The following is a 16,324-nucleotide window of genomic DNA, read 5'->3' as shown; positions in this document are numbered from 1 at the left end:
GACGCGCGCATTCCGCCCGCCCTGCCCATGGCAAGGTGCGGTTATACCAGCGGCGATGTCCATTCGCCGCACTTCCCTCCTCATCGTTCCACCGTTATCGTCTGCTGCCCCCTTTACCGGGCGGTTTCCGCACGCCCTGGCACTCGCCTGTTCCTCCCCAGCCGGGAGAAATAATGGTGGTATTTGACTTTGCGCTGCGCGTTGCCGCGGCATTGACCCTGGGCGCCATGATCGGCGCCGAACGCCAGCTGCGCCAGCGCATGGCGGGCCTGCGCACGAATGCGCTGGTGTCCGTCGGCGCCTCGCTGTTCGTGATGGTTTCCGTGCTCGAAGGCGATGCCTCTGGCCACATGCGCATCGCCGCGCAAGTGGTGTCGGGCATCGGCTTCCTTGGCGCCGGCGTCATCATGCGAGAAGGCATGACGGTGCGCGGCCTGAACACGGCCGCCACCCTGTGGTGCTCGGCCGCCATCGGTATCCTGTGCGGCCTGGGCTTCGCGCTGGAAGCGGCTATCGGCACTGGCTTCGTGCTGATCGCCAACCTGGTGCTGCGCCATCTGGCGCAACGCATCAACGCGCATGGCAGCGAAGCGGGCATCGAAACGGAAAGCATCTACCGCGTGACAGCCGTGTGCGAGGCGGAGCAGGAAGTCCAGGTGCGCAAGCTGATGCTGCGCTTGATCAGCGGCATGCCGGCGCTGATGCTGCAATCGCTGCACAGCGAGGATGCCGCGCACGCGGGGCGCATCGAAGTGCGCGCCGACCTGCTCACGCCCTTGTCCAGCCCGGGATTGCTGGAGCAGATCGTCAGCCAGGTGAGCCTGGAAGGCAGCGTTTCGGCCGTGCGCTGGGCGCTGGTAAACAACGCGGAATTTGTCGCCGAGCGGGGGGTATGATGATGAAAAAGTTCTTCCATTGGTTTGCCAGGCAAGCGCCTGTCGTGGCCACCTACCGCCTGACCGTCACCTGCCCCGCGGCGCAAGCCGACCATGTGGTGCGCCTGCTGCTGGCCGAACTCAAGGGCGCAGGCCTGGCGCCGTCGCAGATGCTGCGCAGCTGGGACGACGCCAGGCAGGTGGTGCACCTGATCGCCACGGTGCTGTGCCAGGCCGTGCAGCGCGCCGTGCTGGTACGCTTCGTCAACCGCGCGGGCGCCTGGCCGCAAGTGCGGCAAGTGCGCTGGGAAGGCGTCGCACCGTCAATCTGAGGCGGGCAGGCGCATGATGAACAGCGCGCCGCCTTCCGGGCGGTTGCGCGCCTCGATACTGCCGCCATACGCGTGCACGATGGCCTGCGACAGGGCCAGGCCCAGGCCGAAGCCGGGCGCCTCGCCTGCACGCGCCTGGGCGCCCCGGTAAAAGCGCTCGAACAGATGCGGCAAATCGTCCACGCCGATGCCCGGCCCCGCATCCGCCACGCCCACAAACGCCTGTTCGCCATCGCGCACCACGCGCACCGTGATGACGCTGTCTGGCGGCGAAAACTTCACGGCGTTATCGAGCAGATTGGCCAGCACCAAGTCCACCGGGCCGGCTGCCACTTTGGCCTGGACGGTCACACTGTCATCGAAGACGATGCGGATGCCGCGCTGCGCCGCCGCCTTTTCCAGGCGCTGCGCGGCCGCCCGCACGAGGGGATTGAGCGCGATGGTTTCCACCGCATTGCGCTCCTGGCCCACATCCAGGCGGGTGAGCATCAGCAATTCTTCCACCAGGGTCGTCAGGCGCTGCACTTCATCGAGGCAGGACGCCAGCGCATCGACATACTCGGGCGCTTCGCGCGGGCGGCGCAGGGTGATTTCAATTTCCGTGCGCAGGCGCGACAGGGGCGAGCGCAATTCGTGCGAGGCGTCGGCCGTGAAGCGGCGCTGCGCATCATAGCCATGCTCCAGTCGGTCCAGCATGGCGTTCAGGGTATCGACCAGGCGGCCGATTTCGTCCTGCGTGCCGGGATGTGGCAAGCGCTGGTGCAGACTGGCTTCGCCGATCGAATGCGCCTGGTCCACCACATCGTCAATGGCGCCCAGCACGCGGCGCGTGAGCATTTCGCCGGCCAAGCCCACGGCCGCCAGCAAGGCCAGCGCCATGGCGGCAAACAGCACCGTGGCCGCGGCCAGCACGTGGTTGGCGTCGTCGAGCGAACCGGCCACCTGCACCGCCAGACCTGCGCCGGACGATGGCACGGGAATCGAGACCATGCGCAGCGGCTCTTCGCCAAACTTGGGCAGGGTCTCGAAGACAGTCTCGCCGGCCGCCAGGCGCGCCAGCAGGGCGGGCGGCGCCGGCAGCTGCGCCGCCTCCAGGTTGCGGCTGCGCGCCAGCACGCGGCCTTCTCCATCGATGATCTGTACCAGGCGATCCAGGCGCGTCAACGAGGGCTGCGCCAGGCCAGGCGCCACCTCGTGCACCTGCACGGGCTGGCGCGGCGCGGCCGGCAGCATGGCCATTTCCGTCTCGGCCAGCGCCAGCAGGGCCGCATCGAGCTGGCCATGCACGGCGCGCGACAGGCCCCAGTAGCCGGCCAGCGCCGTGCAGGCGACGATGGCGAGGATGACGGCCAGGTGCACCAGCAGCAGGCGCTTGCGAAAGCTAGCCACCGTTGTTTTCCGCCAGGCGGAAGCCGCGTCCGCGCACCGTATGGATCAATGGCGGCAAGCCCGGCGTATCCACTTTTCCCCGCAGGTTGCGCACGTGGACATCGATCAGGTTGTCGATGCCGATCAGGTCCGCCTGCCATATCTGCTCGGCCAGGCGCGCACGGCTGACCACTTCGCCCGCCTGGCGCAGCAGGATCAGCAGAATCGCGTATTCCTTGGGCGTGAGCACCAGCGGCGCACCGGCCCGTGTCGCCTGGTGACTGACGGGATCGAGCGTCAAATCGGCCAGCGCCAGCACCAGCGGGCGGCTGATGTCGGAGCGGCGCAGCAGGGCGCGGATGCGCGCCAGCAGTTCCTCGAATTCGAACGGCTTGGTCAGGTAATCGTCCGCGCCCGTGTTCAGGCCCGCCACCCGGTCGGCCGTGGCGTCGCGCGCCGTGAGCATCAGCACGGGCGTCTGGATGCCGCGCGCGCGCAAGTCGCGGCAAAAATCGATGCCCTGCTTGCCCGGCAACATCCAGTCCAGCACGATCGCGTCGTAGTCGACGGCGTAGCTTTCATCCTCGCCTTCCTCGGCGCTATGCGCCACGTCGACAACAAAGCCTTCTTCCTGCAAGCCGCGGGCCAGCAGGCGCGCCGCCTTGCGGTCGTCTTCCACCAGGAGGATTCTCATGCCAGCCTTTCGCGTCGCGCCCTGTTTTCCATGCTGGCATTTTACCGCGCTCCACCGCGCGCGCACCGAACCTGAAGAATGATTCAGGCATTCTTGGGCGCTTCTTCAGGACCATATTGCTATGCTTTTCCGGCGCTGTCATATCTCTGCCCGCGCCCCTTCTGACCGCCCGCCTGGGCACGGCATCCACGCATGCCCCATCACCATCAATAACAAGGAAACACGGGATGAACACGACCACCCGCAACGCCCTGGGCGCCAGCTGCGCCCTCGCTCTCGCCTGTTCGGCCCTGGCCGGCTGCGCCAAACCGACGGCGGCAGCCACGCCGCCCGCCCAATCGAGACACCTGGACGACGGCAGCATCGCCGTCGACAAGATGTCGCCGCTGCGCCAGCGCCTGCAGGTCGCCGCCGTGCAGGAACAGGAGATCGCCACGCAGACGGATGCACCAGGCAGCATCGAAGCGATGCCGGAAAAACTGGTGAAAATCACGCCGCCGCTGGCTGGCCGCATCACGCGTTTGCAGCGCGCCTTGGGCGACAGCGTGAAGGCGGGCGATCCGCTGTTCACGCTCGATTCGGCGGAACTGAGCGCCGCCTACGCGGACGACAGCAAGGCGAAGTCCGCCCTGCTGCAGGCGCGCCAGGAACTGGAGCGCCAGAAAACCCTGTTCGAGGCGGAAATCGCCGCGCGCAAGGAGTACGAAGCGGCGCAGGCAGCTTTTGCGCAGGCCGGCAGCGATGCCCAGGCCAGCGCCGACAAGCTGGCCCAGTACGGCGCCGGCGCGCGCGGTTCGCGCCGCGACTATGTCTTGCGCTCGCCGATCGCCGGCACCGTGATCGCCATGGAAGGCGCCCAGGGCGGCTACTGGAACGATATCAACGCGCCCGTCATGACGGTGGCCGACCTGTCCACCGTGTGGCTGTCGGCCAACGTGGCCGAGAGGGACCTGGCGCACGTGGCCGTGGGACAAAAGACCAGCATCACCGTCGATGCCTGGCCCGGCAAGGCTTTTGAGGGCAAGGTCGCGTATGTGGGCGCCGTGCTCGATCCCGAGACGCGCACGGTAAAGGTGCGCGTGGCCATCGACAACCGCGCCGGCGCCTTCAAGCCGGGCATGTTCGCCCACGCGGGATTCGCCGGCGCTTCCCGCCTCGCCCTCCTCGTGCCAGCGGCCGCCGTGCTGCAAAGCGGGCCATCGACGCGCGTGATGGTGGAGCGCAGCCCGCTGGTGTTCTCGCCGCGCACGGTGGAAGTGGGCGCCAGCCATGGCGGGCAGGTGGAAATCGTCTCGGGCTTGCGCGCGGGCGAACGCATCGTCGTCAAGGAAGGAGTGCTGCTCAATGATTGACCGTTTCATCGCCACCTGCTGCCAGCGGCTCGGCATCGTCTGGCTGGTACTGCTGTTTGTCGCCGTCTACGGCGTCTATTGCTGGAAGCAGCTGCCCATCGAAGCCTACCCCGACATCGCCGACGTCACCTCGCAGATCGTCACGCAGGTGCCGGGCCTGGGCGCCGAGGAAATTGAACAGCAGATCACCATTCCACTGGAACGCGCCCTGCTGGGCACGCCGGGCATGCACGTGCTGCGCACGCGCAGCCTGTTCGCCCTGTCGCTGATCACGGTGGTGTTCGAGGATGGCAGCGATGGCTACTTCACGCGCGAACGGCTGCAGGAACGCCTGGCCAGCGTGAACCTGCCGTACGAGGCCAAGCCGGGACTCGATCCCTATACCTCGCCCACGGGCGAGATCTACCGCTACACGCTGGAATCGAAAACACGCTCGCTGCGCGAACTGTCCGAGCTGCAATTCTGGACCGTGATCCCGCGCCTGCAGCAGGTGCGCGGCGTGGCCGACGTCAGCAATTTCGGCGGCCTGACGACGCAATTCATGCTGGAACTCGATCCCGCAAAACTCGACAGCTACGGTTTCTCGCTGGCGCAGGTCAAGGACGCCATCAACGCCAACAATATCAGCGGCGGCGGCAGCGTCATCGACCGTGGCCAGCAATCGTACGTGGTGCGCGGCGTGGGCTTGCTGCATTCGCTCGACGACATGGGCAACGTCGTCGTCAGCAGCAAGGACGGCGTGCCCGTGCTGGTGAAAGACCTGGGCAAGCTCGCCTACGGCAACGTGGAGCGGCGCGGCATCCTCGGCAAGGACGACAACCCCGACACCATCGAAGGCATCACCCTGCTGCTGAAGGATTTCAATCCGTCCGAGGCGCTGGCCGGCATTCACGCGGCCGTCGATGACCTCAATACCAACCTGTTGCCGAAAGATGTGAAAGTGGTGCCCTACCTGGACCGCAGCTCGCTGATCGACGCCACCCTGCACACGGTCAGTTATACCTTGGGCGAAGGCATGCTGCTGGTCGCCCTCGTGCTGCTGCTGTATCTGGGCAGCCCGCGCGCCGCCGCCATCGTCGCGCTGACGATCCCGCTGGCCCTGCTGATCGCCTTCATCTTCATGCACCACTTTAAAATTCCCGCCAATTTGCTGTCCCTGGGGGCGATCGACTTCGGCATCCTCGTCGACGGTTCCGTGGTGGTGCTGGAAAACATGCTGCGCCGCCGCGAGCGGGAACAGGAGCGGCCCCTCACCCTGCAGGACGCCATCGACGCGACCCTGCAGGTGGCGCGCCCCATCATGTTCGGCATGGCCGTCATCATCGCCGCCTACCTGCCCCTGTTCGCCTTCCAGCGCATCGAATACAAACTGTTCTCTCCCATGGCGTATGCGGTGGGCGCGGCGCTGGTGGGCGCGCTGGTGGTGGCGCTGGTGCTGATCCCCGGCCTGGCCTGGCTGGCCTTGCGCAAACCGCGCCGCACCTTCCATAACCGCGCACTGGACAAGCTGGCGGGCGCGTATGGCCGCTTCCTCGAACGCATGGTGGGCAGGAAGCGCTGGGTGGCGATGGTGTGCGCCGCTTCGCTGGCGTGCCTGGCTTTGCTGGGCACTACCATCGGACGCGACTTCCTGCCCTACCTCGATGAAGGCTCCCTGTGGCTGCAGGTGCAGATGCCGCCCGGGATCACGCTGGACAAGGCGTCCGACATGGCCAGCGAACTGCGGCGCGCCGCGCTGGAGTTTCCCGAAGTGTCGACCATCGTCACGCAGACGGGACGCAACGACGACGGCACCGATTACTGGACGCCGTCGCACATCGAGGCGAGCGTGGGCCTGCATCCATATACCAGCTGGAAATCGGGCATGAGCAAGCAGCAGCTGATCGCGAAAATGAATGAGCGCTTCGCGCGCATGCCCGGCTTTACGGTGGCCTTCATGCAGCCGATGATCGATGGCGTGCAGGATAAATTGTCGGGCGCGCACAGCGACCTGACGGTGAAAATCTTCGGCAACGACCTCGATGAAGTGCGCGCCATCGCCGGCAAGGTGGCGCACGTATTGAAAGGTGTCCCCGGCGCCTCCGACGTGGCCGTGGACGTGGAACCGCCGCTGCCCAACCTGAAGGTGGAACTGGACCGCGCAAAGGCGGCCCGCTACGGCATCAACGCGGCCGACGTGGCCGACCTGATTGCCACCGGCATCGGCGGCGCGCCCATCGGCCAGGTGTACGTGGGCGAGAAAAGCTACGACATCGCCGTGCGCTTCCCGCCCGCCACGCGTTCCAGCCCGGACGCCATCGCCAACCTGAAACTCACGGCGGTGAATGGCGCGAAGATCCCGCTGGCGCAGGTGGCCAGCATCAGCACCACCTCGGGCGAGAGCGTCATCGTGCGCGAAATGGGACGGCGCCACATCATCGTGCGCCTGAATGCCCGCGGACGCGACCTGGCCGGCTTCCTGGCCGAAGCGCGCCCGCTGGTGGCGCAAGCCGTGGCAGGCGAGCACCAGCGCATCAGCGTCGAATGGGGCGGCCAGTTCGAGAACCTGCAGCGCGCGCAAAGCCGTTTGGCCCTGATCCTGCCGATGACGCTGGGCGCCATGTTCCTGCTGCTGTTTGGCCAGTTCCGCAACCTGCGCCAGCCCGCGCTGGTCTTGCTGGCCGTGCCGCTGGCCATGCTCGGTGGCCTGGCCGCGCTGCACCTGCGCGGCATGACCTTGAACGTGTCGAGCGCCGTCGGCTTCATCGCCCTGTTCGGCGTGGCCGTCCTGAACGCCGTGCTGATGCTGGCGCAGATCAACCGCTTGCGCGCCGACGAAGGCCGCAGCTTGCGCGACGCCGTGCTGGAAGGCGCGCGCGACCGCATGCGCCCCGTCCTGATGACGGCCACGGTGGCCGCCCTGGGCTTGACGCCGGCCATGCTGGCCACGGGTCTGGGCAGCGACGTGCAGCGCCCGCTGGCCACCGTCGTGGTGGGCGGTCTGGTGACGGCGACGGCGCTGACCCTGCTGCTGTTGCCGGCCCTGTATTACCTGATCGAGGCGCACGTACACAAACGCCAGACCGATACCGAAGGAGAGACCCATGACACGTTTTGATGTACTGCTGGCGGCCTGGCTGATCGCCCCTTGCGCCATCGCCGCCCCCCTGAGCTTTGAAACCTATTTGTCCGCCGTGGAAAGCCACAGCCTGGAGCTGCAGTCGCAGCAGGAAAGCATCGTCTCGGCCAAGGCCGGCATCGGCATCGCCGGCCTGCGTCCCGATCCCGAATTCACCTTGGGCGCCACGCGCGAAAGCGTGCGCAGCGTCGAACACCGTCCCGTCACGTGGAACCCGGCCATCAGCATGGCCATCGAGACGGGCGGCAAGCGCGCCGCGCGCTTGAAAGCCGCGCACAGCAATGTCGCGCTGGCCGAGGAAACGGTGGCCGGTTTCAGGAGCGAGCTGTATGGCACGGCCGCCGCCGCGTTCACGGAAGCGTGCCGCACGCGCGAAGTGGCCGCGCGCAAGGAGCAGACCATGGCGGCCCTGTCGCAAGTCGTGGAAGCGAACGCCGTGCGGCGCAAGGCGGGCGACGTGGGCGGCATCGAGCTGCTGCAGTCGCGCGTGGAACGCGACCAGTTCCAGGCCGAGCTGGCGCAGGCGCGCAGCGAGTCGGACAGCGCCATGCTGGCCCTGTCGCCGCCGCTGGGACGCCAGTTCGACGCGCTGTTTCCGGAGGCGCAGCTGGCATGCGACTTCGCCGCGTTTGAGAACCAGGATGCCGGTGTGCTGGTGCCGCAAGCGCTCGATGCCCGCAGCGACGTGCGCATCGCCCGCGCTACCCTGGACAACCTGCGCGACGGCGCGGCGCTGGTGCGCGCCAACCGCGCCGTCGACCCGACCGTCACGCTGGGCCTGGCCGCCGCGCGCGGCTACCATGACGGCATCGATGCCAGCGGCAATCCCGCCGATGGCGCGCCCCGCTCCCGTGCGCTGTCCATCTCGCTGGCCATCCCCATTCCCCTGTCGCGGCGCGACAAGGGCGACATCGTACAGGCGGAAGCGGGCGTGACACAGGCGATGCTGGCCCTGCGCCAGGCGGAACTGACAGCGGAAACGCAAGTGCGCACGGCGCAGCGGCAGCTGCGGGCGGCGCAGGACAGGCTGGCACACTACCGTGACGGCGTGCTGGTCGATGCGCAAAAGGTGGTCGATGGCATGCGCCTGTCCTACGTCAAAGGCAATGCCTCGCTGCTGGAATGGCTGGCGGCGCAGCGCTCGGCCGATGAGGCGTACCAAGGCTATGTGCAGGCGCGCGCCGATGCGGCCATCGCCAGCACGCAGCTGCAACTGGCGATCGGCCAGCGGCCGCGCTTGTAGCGGGGAAGGAGAGAGCGAGGAGATACCGGCGCGGCCATGCCGCACCGGTCGTCAGGAACGGAGAATTACTGGGGCTGGGCGGGAGCGTCGCCTTCGGCGGCCGGATCGGCGTCGACGTCGGCGTCGTCCGCTTCCGGCTCATCGCCCTCGCCGCCGTCGGCCGGCTTCGGATTGTTTTTCGCTTCCAGCTTGCGCCTGGCTTTTTCCTCGGCTTTCTTCTTCTTTTCCAGCTCTTTTTGCCGTTTTTCGTATTGGAAATTTGTCTTGGCCATTTACTACCTCTTTAGTTTTTAGATGTTACAGATAAGCACATAAGGCACATTATGACGTAATTGAACCAAACACCAAATGTTTAGCCTCGCGGATGATGCTGCGCATGCAGCAGTTTCAGCCGTTCGCGGGCCACATGCGTGTAAATCTGCGTGGTGGAAATATCGGAGTGTCCCAGTAACAATTGCACAACACGCAAGTCCGCGCCATGATTCAGCAAATGGGTGGCGAACGCATGGCGCAGGGTGTGCGGCGACAGCGGCGCCGTGATGCCGGCGCTCAGCGCGTGTTTCTTGATGATGACCCAGAACATTTGCCGCGTCATGGCGCCGCCGCGCCGCGTGACGAACAGCGCATCGTCCATCTGGCCGTCGAGAATCACGCCGCGCGCTTCCTTCAGGTAGCGCTCGATCCACAGCCGCGCCTGTTCACCGAACGGCACCAGCCGCGTCTTGCTGCCCTTGCCCGTGATGCGCAGCACGCCATCGTTCAGGCTCAGCTCCACGGATTGCAAGTCCACCAGTTCCGACACGCGCAAGCCGCTCGCATACATGAGTTCCAGCATCGTGCGCTCGCGCAGGCCCAGCGGCGTGCTCACGTCGGGCGCCGCCAGCAGCGCTTCCACCTGCGCTTCGCTCAAGGTATGCACGAAGCGCGCGGGCTGCTTGGCCGACACCATCTTCAGGCACGGGTCGGCCGCGATATGCTTGTGCCGCAGGGCCAGCTGGTAAAAACGCTTGAGCACTGACAGGCGCCGGTTCGACGACGTGGCCTTGCTCTCGTCGTGGCGGGCGGCGAAATACGCCTCGATATCGGCCGTGGACACGTCGTACAGGCCCTCGCGCCCGGGCCGCGCCACTTCCAGCCAGCGCGAAAACAGCCGCATGTCGCGCCGGTAGGCGTCCAACGAGTTTTTCGACAGGCCGTCTTCCAGCCACAGGCTGTCGCAGAATTCATCGATCAGGGTAGTGTTGTCGGGCGCCAGCAGGCTGTTCATCATCGTGTTGACCATCCCATGCCCGCCACGCCTTCATGCGCCAGCAGCCAGCGCTTCACGCCCAGGTGGAAGCCCGTCGCATCGTCATGGTGGGCAAAGCCGCCCAGGCCGCCAGCGGCCGTGACCCGGTGACAGGGTATGACCACGGGAAACCAGTTGGCGCCGCAGGCCTGGCCCACGGCGCGCGGCGCCGAGCCGATCAGGCGCGCCACGTCGCCATAGGTGCGCACCTGGCCGCGCGGGATGCCGGCGATCGCCGCCCATACCCGTTGCTGGTAGGCGCTGCCCGCGCCTGCCAGCGGCAAGTCGAAGACCTGATCGGGATCGAGGAAATAGCGCGCCAGTTGCCGGCACGCCCGCTCGGAGACGGCATCCTGCGCGTCTTTTTCCGCAAAGTGCGGCGGCAGATACACCAGCTCGCATACCTGGCCATCCTGTGTGCGCACGCCCATGGCGCCGAACGGCGCGGCCACGATGGCGCTGAACAGTTCACTGCCCTGTTGTTTTTTCATCTGCTGATCATTATTCAAGTGTGGCATATATGCAACCTGCCGGCGCCGGAAACAGCGCCACGGGAATTATGCACCGACTTTGGGCGTGCCGGCGGACGTTTCCCGGGGACGAAAAAAAAGCGCACCAGTCGGTGCGCTTCAAATATTGCTTCACGTTCCCGGTCGTTTGGGTCCGCCGGTGCCGGCTTGTGGCCGCAGACAGCTATGACTCAACAACTTCTGTGAAACGTGTGTCTCCTCAATATATCCCCGGTATCAATACCGTTTTTATAGACCACTCCCCCACTAACCTTGTTGCCAATTCTGTATTTCAGCCTTGCTACCTGAGCGTATATGCATATACGTGTTTCCCCTTAAGGCTGCCCATCATAGCGCATTTATTCGGCCGGATCGACTTTTTTTGCACCATGACGGGGACAACTGTTTTAGTTGTAAATTAAATTTGGCAGCCACAGCGAGATTTGTGGTACGTAGGTAATCAGCACCAGGAAGCCCAGCATCGTCAGCAGCCACGGCATCACGGCCACGGTCAGCTCCGAAATGCCCATCTTGGTAATGCCGGACGCCACGTACAGGTTCAGGCCCACGGGTGGATGGCACATGCCCACTTCCATGTTGACCACGATCAAGATGCCGAAGTGCACAGGATCGATGCCCAGCTTCATGGCGACGGGGAACAAAATCGGCGCCATGATCAGCACGATGGACGACGGTTCCATGACGTTACCAGCCAACAACAACAGCACGTTGACCACCAACAGGAAGCTGATCACGCCCAGGCCCTTGCCCGTGATCCATTCGGCCATCGCTTGCGGGATATTTTCACTGGTCATCAGGAACGAGAACAGCACGGCATTCGTGATGATGTACAACAGCATCGCCGACATGGCGGCCGAGTCGAGCAAGACCTTGCCCACTTGCTTGATCTTCAAGTCCTTGTAGACGAAGACGGCGATGATGAAGGCGTACACGGCTGCCATGGCGGCCGCTTCCGTCGGCGTGAAGGCGCCCGAGTAGATGCCGCCCATGACGATGACGATCAAGAGCAGGCCCCAGGCGCTCTTCTTGAACGTGACGAAGCGCTCGCCCCAGCTGGCCTTTTTCATGCGTGGATAATTGTGCTTGCGCGCCAAAAACCACGTGGTCAGGCCCAGCAGCATGGCCAGCATCATGCCGGGAATCACGCCGGCCATGAACAGCTTGCCCACCGAGGTATTCGTGCTGACGGAATACATCACCATCACGATCGATGGCGGAATCAGGATGCCCAGCGCGCCCGAGGTGGTGATGACGCCAGCGCCGAAACCGCGCGGGTAGCCCTGCTTGACCATGGCCGGCAGGATGATGGAGCCGATCGCCACCACGGTGGCGGGGCTGGAGCCGGAGACGGCCGCAAACAGCGCGCACGCCATCACGCCGGCCAGCGCCAGACCGCCATGCCAGTGGCCCACCATGGAACTGGCAAAGTTGATCATGCGCCGCGCCACTCCGCCATGCGTAAGGAAGTTGCCCGCCAAAATGAAGAACGGGATGGCCATGATCTCGAATTTCTCGATGCCCGTGAAAATCTTCAGGGCCACCGATTCGATGGGCACGCTGGTCATGGTAAACAGGAACGTGAGTACCGTCAGGCCCAGCGAAATGGAAATCGGCATGCCGGTCAGCATCAGCGCCAGCAGCAACACAAAAATGATCAGCGCGTTCATGCCTTGGCTCCCTTTTCTTCAGCCGTCAGTTCGTCTTCCAGGCCCTCGACGTGCGAATGGTCGTGTTTCGGCAAGGCGCCCGTCTTGATGAAATGCACCATCACTTGCAGGAAGCGGAAGCACATCAGGTAAGAACCGAGCGGCACGGCCAGGTAGACCAGCCACATCGGCACTTCCATGTCGGCCGAGGTCTGGTCCGTGTGGCCGATCGACCACACGAAGCTGGCGCCCAGGGTCCCCACGACACCCGTAAACAGGGCGCCGGCCCCCAGGCCGAAGACGATGAAACGGTCGCGCCAGCGCGGGTTCATGCGGTTGATCAAGACATCGACGCCCACGTGGATGCCCGTGCGTACGCCATACGCGGCACCGAACTTGGCCATCCAGACGAACATGTAGATGCACAGTTCCTGGGCCCAGCTGGTATTGATTTGAATCAGGAAGTCTTGCACGACCGGTATCGGCAGGCCGGCCAGGTAGCGGTGCACGACCGCGACGAAGATGATGAAGGTGGCCGCGCCCATCAGGGTCGCGATCAGCCACTCTTCCAGGTGATCCAGAAATTTCATGGTGGACTTTCAAAGAATGCGGGTACGCTGACACCCGCGCAGGACGCGCAGGTGCCGTTGCTGCAGAAAGACAGGGATGCCCCTGAAAGCCGCACCGGGTGGCGCGGCCAGCGCTATTACTTCGCGCTTTCCTTGTTGATGGCCGAGATCAGGTCCTTGCCGATGCGCGCTTCCATGGTCTTTTGCACGGGCGCCAGCGCCTTGCGCCACTCGGCCTGTTCCTGCACCGTCAGGGTGTAGATCTGCGTCCTGCCCGCCTTCTTGATGGCGTCGAGGGCCTGGTCGTTGTCGCGCTGGGCGATGGCTTTTTCAAACGTGGTGGCCTCGCGCATGGCTTTTTCCAGCTGGGCGCGGATATCGGGCGGCAAGCCATCCCAGAATTTCTTGTTGACGATAACGGCATAGCCCAGGTAGCCGTGGTTCGACACGGTCACGTGCTTTTGCACTTCATGCATCTTTTGCGTGTACATATTCGACGGCGGATTTTCCGTGCCGTCGACCACGCCCGTCTGCAGCGCCTGATACACTTCCGAGAAGGCCAGCACCTGCGGATTGGCGCCCAGCGCGCGCATCTGCGCGTCGAGCACCTTGGACGACTGGATGCGCATTTTCAGGCCCTTGAAGTCGGCCGGGCTGTGCAGCGGCTTGTTGGCCGACATCACCTTGAAGCCATTGTCCCAGTAAGCCAGGCCCGTGATACCCTTGGGTTCCAGTTTTTTCAGCAGGCTCTTGCCGATTTCGCCTTCGGTAACGTTGTACAGCGCCGTCTTGGTGGGGAAAATGTAGGGCAGGTCGAACGCTTCGAACTCCTTCACGCCCAGCGGGCCGAACTTGGCCAGCGAGGGCGCCAGCATCTGTACGGCGCCCAGCTGCAGGGCTTCGAGTTCTTCCTTGTCCTTGTACAACTGGCTGTTCGGGTACAGTTCGACCTTGACCTTGCCATTCGTGGCTTTCTCGGCCAGCTGCTTGAAACGTTCGGCGGCCTGGCCTTTCGGCGTGTCCGTCGCCACGACGTGGCTGAACTTGATGACGATGGGGGCTTGCGCGTAAGCGTGCACGCCGGCGGTGGCGCCTATCGCCGCGCACAGCGCGACGAACATGGTTTTCATCTGCATTTTTGTCTCCTGGATGGTTTTTAGAAAAACTTTATTATTTGTCTACTTGGATATTGTGCCAAAGAAACTGCTTCGGCTATTGTGGTTAACCACAATAGCCGGCTCCCGATAAGCCGCTACCCTGCCAGCCATGCCGACTCCCCCCACCCTTGCACGCCGCTTCAAGCTATCGAGCCCGATGCGCTGGCTGCTGCCCGTCATATTGCTGCTGCTGTTCCTGTCCATCCTGTTCTGGCTGCCCTGGCAGGCGCGCCAGATGGAAAGCAACGAGCGCCAGGAGCAATTGATCGCCGACACCCTGTGGGTGGAGCAGACCATCCGCTTCCAGCTGGCGCGCAACGAAGAAAGCCTGTTCAACCTGGGTGTCGATATCGCCAGCGCCTCGCTGGGCGCGGAAAAAGTGCACGAACGGCTGCAGCAGATGCTGCGCAATGGCCGCGAACTGCAACGCGTGCTGTGGCTCGACACCAGCGGCAAGGTGCTGGCCACCAGCGACAACAGCCTGCCGCATGCCCTGTCGTTTTCACCGGCCTCGCTGACGGCGGCCGACAATGCGCGCCGCCTGCACCGGGGCCAGTACGCCCAGCCTTCGCAGCAGAGTGGCTTTCCCGACGCGCCGCCGGGCGCCATGCTGATGGATTACCACCAGCCCCTGTTCGATGGCCAGCGCTATGTCGGCAGCCTGGTGGCCACCTACCAGATCAGCAGCCTGCTCGATGAAATGGTGCCGTGGTGGTTTGCGCAGGATAACCAGATTTCGCTGATCGACCGCGACGACAAGGTGCTGGCGCGGCGCGCCGCCGCCGGTCCCGGCCACGGCGTGTACACGCACAAGCGCGCGCTCGACGTGCCCGGCGCCACCATCACCTTGTTTACCGACAGCGTGAAAAGCCAGCCCAAGCTGCTGCCCAATCTGCTGGTCGGCTCCGTCATCGCCCTGTCGCTGGGTTTATTATGGAGCCTGCTGGCCCTGTGGCGGCACATCTCGCGCCGCCTGGTGGCCGAGGGCGCGTTGCGCCAGCAGATGCTGTTTCGCACGGCGATGGAAAACTCGCTGGTGACGGGCATGCGCGCGCGCGACCTTGAAGGAAGAGTCACATATGTGAATCCCGCGTTTTGCCAGATCGTCGGCTATCCGCCCGAGGAAATCCTGGGCCGTTTGCCGCCCATGCCCTACTGGGTGCCCGAGGCGCTGGAGGAATACCAGCAGCGCTTCGTCAAGGCCCTGGCCGGCAACCCCACACCGCAGTTCGAAACCTATTTCCAGCGCCCCGACGGCACGCGCGTGGCCGTGCTGATCTTCGAAGCGCCGCTGGTGGACAAGAATGGCCAGCAGACGGGCTGGATGGGTTCCGTGCTCGATATCTCGGACCGCAAGCGGGTCGAGGAACTGAATCGCCAGCAGCAGGAAAAACTGCAAACGAGTTCGCGCCTGGCCACCATGGGCGAGCTGGCGTCGATGCTGGCGCACGAATTAAATCAGCCGCTGGCGGCCATTTCCAGCTACACCACGGGGGCGCTGAACCTGATCCGCCGCGCCATCGAGCATGACGCCCCCGTCGATCCGGGCACCTTGAAACCGGCGCTGGAGCAAGCCAGCGCGCAGGCGCAGCGGGCCGGCCAGATCATCCGCAGCGTGCACGATTTCGTGCGCAAGAGCGAGCCGCAACGCCAGGATATCGCCATCCGCACCCTGATCGACGGCATCCGCGCGCTGATCGACCTGCAGGCCCGCAAATACTATGTCACCATCCAGGAAGAGCTGCCGCCGGACTTGCCGCTGCTGCGCGCCGACCCCGTGATGATCGAGCAAGTGCTGCTGAACCTGACGCGCAACGCCATCGAAGCGATGCAGGATGCGGCGCCGGGACGGCGTATCATGCGCCTGCGGGCCAGCCACGACGCGCAGCAGGGCATGGTGACGGTGGACGTGATCGACCATGGCCACGGCATTCCCCAGGACGTGGCCGAGCGGCTGTTTTCGCCGTTTTTCTCGACCAAGTCCGAAGGCATGGGCATGGGCTTGAACATCTGCCGCACCGCCATCGAATTTCATGGCGGCGCGCTGACCTTCGGCGCCAACCCCGCTGGCGGTACCATCTTTACATTCAGCGTGCCGGCCGCGCCGCGCGCGCCGCACTCGCATTAACGAATAACGCATAACGACAAGCCG

14 protein-coding genes are annotated in these 16,324 nt (G+C 64.7%); 6 read left to right on the top strand and 8 right to left on the bottom strand.

All coding sequences use genetic code 11. The annotated features are described in order from the left end of the window. Window positions 1–176: 176 nt before the first annotated feature. The gene (locus IGS58_RS03100) at window positions 177–896 is read left to right on the top strand and encodes an MgtC/SapB family protein (RefSeq protein ID WP_230522187.1); all 720 of its coding nucleotides are present in this window, start codon (window positions 177–179) and stop codon (window positions 894–896) included. Further along, on the top strand, window positions 893–1,207 hold the full coding sequence (locus IGS58_RS03095) for a hypothetical protein (protein WP_230520634.1): 315 nt from the start codon (window positions 893–895) through the stop codon (window positions 1,205–1,207). The genes IGS58_RS03100 and IGS58_RS03095 overlap by 4 nt, the downstream gene beginning before the upstream one ends. On the opposite strand, the gene IGS58_RS03090 is transcribed toward IGS58_RS03095, so the two are convergent. After that, window positions 1,199–2,596 (bottom strand): sensor histidine kinase, encoded by a 1,398-nt coding sequence (locus IGS58_RS03090; protein WP_092607964.1) that lies wholly within the window; start codon window positions 2,594–2,596, stop codon window positions 1,199–1,201. The genes IGS58_RS03095 and IGS58_RS03090 overlap by 9 nt on opposite strands. Beyond that, window positions 2,589–3,269, bottom strand: coding sequence for a response regulator transcription factor (locus IGS58_RS03085; protein ID WP_034779983.1), 681 nt, complete (start codon window positions 3,267–3,269; stop codon window positions 2,589–2,591). Before IGS58_RS03085 ends, IGS58_RS03090 begins: the two co-directional genes overlap by 8 nt. 227 nt (window positions 3,270–3,496) lie before the next feature. Here IGS58_RS03085 and IGS58_RS03080 point away from each other — a divergent pair, with 227 nt between their 5' ends. The 3 genes from IGS58_RS03080 to IGS58_RS03070 are packed head-to-tail and all read left to right on the top strand — an operon-like array spanning window position 3,497 to window position 8,982. Then, window positions 3,497–4,621 carry an efflux RND transporter periplasmic adaptor subunit gene (locus tag IGS58_RS03080; protein WP_230520633.1) on the top strand — a complete coding sequence of 375 codons (1,125 nt, stop codon included), beginning with the start codon at window positions 3,497–3,499 and terminating at the stop codon, window positions 4,619–4,621. Then, a complete protein-coding gene (locus IGS58_RS03075; protein WP_230520632.1) occupies window positions 4,614–7,718 on the top strand; it encodes an efflux RND transporter permease subunit in 3,105 nt (1,034 codons plus the stop codon). Before IGS58_RS03080 ends, IGS58_RS03075 begins: the two co-directional genes overlap by 8 nt. Continuing rightward, window positions 7,705–8,982 carry a TolC family protein gene (locus tag IGS58_RS03070; RefSeq protein WP_230520631.1) on the top strand — a complete coding sequence of 426 codons (1,278 nt, stop codon included), beginning with the start codon at window positions 7,705–7,707 and terminating at the stop codon, window positions 8,980–8,982. The genes IGS58_RS03075 and IGS58_RS03070 overlap by 14 nt, the downstream gene beginning before the upstream one ends. 65 nt (window positions 8,983–9,047) lie before the next feature. Here IGS58_RS03070 and IGS58_RS03065 read toward each other — a convergent pair whose 3' ends face one another. The 6 genes from IGS58_RS03065 to IGS58_RS03040 all read right to left on the bottom strand — a co-directional run bounded on the left by IGS58_RS03065 (window position 9,048) and on the right by IGS58_RS03040 (window position 14,145). Then, on the bottom strand, window positions 9,048–9,254 hold the full coding sequence (locus tag IGS58_RS03065; RefSeq protein WP_070257461.1) for a hypothetical protein: 207 nt from the start codon (window positions 9,252–9,254) through the stop codon (window positions 9,048–9,050). Window positions 9,255–9,334: 80 nt separating this feature from the next. After that, a complete protein-coding gene (gene xerD, locus IGS58_RS03060) occupies window positions 9,335–10,252 on the bottom strand; it encodes a site-specific tyrosine recombinase XerD (RefSeq protein ID WP_230520630.1) in 918 nt (305 codons plus the stop codon). Continuing rightward, window positions 10,249–10,761: a methylated-DNA--[protein]-cysteine S-methyltransferase gene (locus IGS58_RS03055; RefSeq protein WP_230520629.1), complete on the bottom strand. Its 513-nt coding sequence runs from the start codon at window positions 10,759–10,761 to the stop codon at window positions 10,249–10,251. Before IGS58_RS03055 ends, xerD begins: the two co-directional genes overlap by 4 nt. 425 nt (window positions 10,762–11,186) lie before the next feature. Further along, window positions 11,187–12,467 (bottom strand): TRAP transporter large permease, encoded by a 1,281-nt coding sequence (locus IGS58_RS03050; protein WP_070257459.1) that lies wholly within the window; start codon window positions 12,465–12,467, stop codon window positions 11,187–11,189. Then, window positions 12,464–13,036 carry a TRAP transporter small permease gene (locus IGS58_RS03045; RefSeq protein ID WP_034780017.1) on the bottom strand — a complete coding sequence of 191 codons (573 nt, stop codon included), beginning with the start codon at window positions 13,034–13,036 and terminating at the stop codon, window positions 12,464–12,466. Before IGS58_RS03045 ends, IGS58_RS03050 begins: the two co-directional genes overlap by 4 nt. Window positions 13,037–13,152: 116 nt before the next feature. Beyond that, window positions 13,153–14,145, bottom strand: coding sequence for a TRAP transporter substrate-binding protein (locus IGS58_RS03040; RefSeq protein WP_404811521.1), 993 nt, complete (start codon window positions 14,143–14,145; stop codon window positions 13,153–13,155). Between the two features lie 136 nt (window positions 14,146–14,281). On the opposite strand from IGS58_RS03040, the gene IGS58_RS03035 reads away from it, so the two are divergent. Then, window positions 14,282–16,300 carry a sensor histidine kinase gene (locus tag IGS58_RS03035; RefSeq protein ID WP_070257457.1) on the top strand — a complete coding sequence of 673 codons (2,019 nt, stop codon included), beginning with the start codon at window positions 14,282–14,284 and terminating at the stop codon, window positions 16,298–16,300. Window positions 16,301–16,324 lie beyond the last annotated feature (24 nt).

It is taken from the genome of Janthinobacterium sp. EB271-G4-7A, from assembly GCF_020858075.1.
GTDB classification, from domain to species: Bacteria; Pseudomonadota; Gammaproteobacteria; order Burkholderiales; family Burkholderiaceae_D; genus Janthinobacterium; species Janthinobacterium lividum.
Note: the sequence above shows the minus strand (reverse complement) of the source record. Positions and strands in the feature narration are given on the sequence as shown.

What these genes read in the sequence shown, in the direction of transcription:
- IGS58_RS03065 (WP_070257461.1), bottom strand. Translation starts at nt 9,254, where the DNA reads ATGGCCAAGACAAATTTCCAATACGAAAAACGGCAAAAAGAGCTGGAA.
- IGS58_RS03085 (WP_034779983.1), bottom strand. Translation starts at nt 3,269, where the DNA reads ATGAGAATCCTCCTGGTGGAAGACGACCGCAAGGCGGCGCGCCTGCTG.
- IGS58_RS03080 (WP_230520633.1), top strand. Translation starts at nt 3,497, where the DNA reads ATGAACACGACCACCCGCAACGCCCTGGGCGCCAGCTGCGCCCTCGCT.
- xerD (WP_230520630.1), bottom strand. Translation starts at nt 10,252, where the DNA reads ATGATGAACAGCCTGCTGGCGCCCGACAACACTACCCTGATCGATGAA.
- IGS58_RS03035 (WP_070257457.1), top strand. Translation starts at nt 14,282, where the DNA reads ATGCCGACTCCCCCCACCCTTGCACGCCGCTTCAAGCTATCGAGCCCG.
- IGS58_RS03095 (WP_230520634.1), top strand. Translation starts at nt 893, where the DNA reads ATGATGATGAAAAAGTTCTTCCATTGGTTTGCCAGGCAAGCGCCTGTC.
- IGS58_RS03050 (WP_070257459.1), bottom strand. Translation starts at nt 12,467, where the DNA reads ATGAACGCGCTGATCATTTTTGTGTTGCTGCTGGCGCTGATGCTGACC.
- IGS58_RS03045 (WP_034780017.1), bottom strand. Translation starts at nt 13,036, where the DNA reads ATGAAATTTCTGGATCACCTGGAAGAGTGGCTGATCGCGACCCTGATG.
- IGS58_RS03075 (WP_230520632.1), top strand. Translation starts at nt 4,614, where the DNA reads ATGATTGACCGTTTCATCGCCACCTGCTGCCAGCGGCTCGGCATCGTC.
- IGS58_RS03070 (WP_230520631.1), top strand. Translation starts at nt 7,705, where the DNA reads ATGACACGTTTTGATGTACTGCTGGCGGCCTGGCTGATCGCCCCTTGC.
- IGS58_RS03040 (WP_404811521.1), bottom strand. Translation starts at nt 14,145, where the DNA reads ATGAAAACCATGTTCGTCGCGCTGTGCGCGGCGATAGGCGCCACCGCC.
- IGS58_RS03055 (WP_230520629.1), bottom strand. Translation starts at nt 10,761, where the DNA reads ATGAAAAAACAACAGGGCAGTGAACTGTTCAGCGCCATCGTGGCCGCG.